The sequence below is a fragment of the Paenarthrobacter sp. CM16 genome (assembly GCF_013179505.1).
Taxonomy (GTDB): Bacteria; Actinomycetota; Actinomycetes; order Actinomycetales; family Micrococcaceae; genus Arthrobacter.
Genome location: NZ_JABMCX010000529.1, coordinates 1 through 1,426 on the forward strand (window position 1 = coordinate 1; position 1,426 = coordinate 1,426).

General features: G+C 62.6%; 2 protein-coding genes. Both read right to left on the bottom strand.

The window, feature by feature from the left end; all coding sequences use genetic code 11:
• Window positions 1–510 (bottom strand): aspartate/glutamate racemase family protein (locus tag HP499_RS24195; protein WP_172326565.1); only part of this gene is annotated, 510 nt, incomplete at its 3' end.
• Between the two features lie 106 nt (window positions 511–616).
• On the bottom strand, window positions 617–1,426 hold an 810-nt coding region (locus tag HP499_RS24200; protein WP_172326566.1), incomplete at its 5' end, for a cytosine permease.

Sequence of the window (1,426 nt, forward strand, 5' to 3'; positions counted from 1 at the left end):
CTGGTTGACCGCTTGCTCCGCCTGGCTCACGATCGCCTCAACAGCACGCTCCGGATATTCCTCAAGTTCCAGCACAGCCATGCCACTGGCCCTGACGGAGGCACAGCGTGCGTCCAGGCCGGCCAGCTTGAGACGGTCCTCGATGAGCGGAACGGCGCGGTCCAGCGTGGTCACCACGGAATACTTGTGGCCCAGGAACATCGCAGTGCTGGCTGCGGCCTCGGTGATATCAACCACCGGGACATCCAGGAGTTCCTGGAGACCTTCGCGGCCGTGCTCGCCATAACCGGCCTGGATGACGGCGTCGAAGGGTTCGGGATAGTTCACCACGGCATCCATGACGGCGATCGCCGCGAGGTAGCTTTCGAAATTTCCCTCACAAGAGTCGGCGCCGAAGCGCGGAGTGATGCCGATGATCTCGGTCCCTGGTGCAGCTGCGGCGCGGGCCTGGGCTGCGATGGAGTCAGTCATGGACTGGGTGGTGTTCACGTTGGCGACAAGGATGCGCATGGGTTTCCTCTCAACGGCAAGGCCCGTCCCCTGCCGGCTTGCCTGGATCCGCTTGCAGGAATCCGGGTGGCTGGGAGGACGGGCGATCGCCTTGATGTTTGGTGAGTCAGTGGGTGCTGGCGACGGCGATCGGCTCGCCGGAGACGTCTTCGTGGACCTGCTTCTTGTCCGCGACAGCGAAGTAGGTCAGGGCTGCGACGCCGGCTCCGATGAACCAGGCGAACGGGGCGGCTGCTGCCAGTCCGGGAATGAACGCGATGGCAATGGCCAGGCCTGCTGCGGGGAGCATGGCGATGATGGCCTTTGGGTTCACGCCGCGCTTGTAGAAGTAGGCGCCCTTTGGATCCTCGGTGTAGAGCTCGGGGACATTGACCTTGCCTCGCCGGACCAGCCAGTAGTCGGCCATGACCACACCGAACAGGGGACCGAGCAAGGCGCCGAGGCCGCCCAGGAAGTACACGATCACAATCGGGTTGTTGTACAGATTCCACGGCAGGATGACCAGGCCGATGGTGCCGCTGACCCAGGCTGCCTTGCGGAAGTTCAGGTGGCGCGGGAAGAGGTTGGTCAGGGCGTAGACCGGAGCCACGAAGTTGGCCATCAGGTTCACTGCAATGGTCAGGATCAGCAGGGCCAGGCATGCAAGGACCAACAGCAGGGTATTAGGGATGCTCTCCACGATGTCCGAGGGGCTCTCGATGACCGTGCCGTTGATCTTGTACTGCCCGCCCGCCATGACCACGACGATCGCGCCGAAGACGAGCATGTTGATGGGGATGCCCCAGAAGTTGCCCTTGACGATCGACTTCTTGGAGGCCGAAGAACGGGTGAAGTCACAGAAGTTCAGGACGAACGTTCCGTAAATGGAAACCCAGAGGGCGCCGCCGGCAAAGATGGTGAGCCACATTTCGGTACC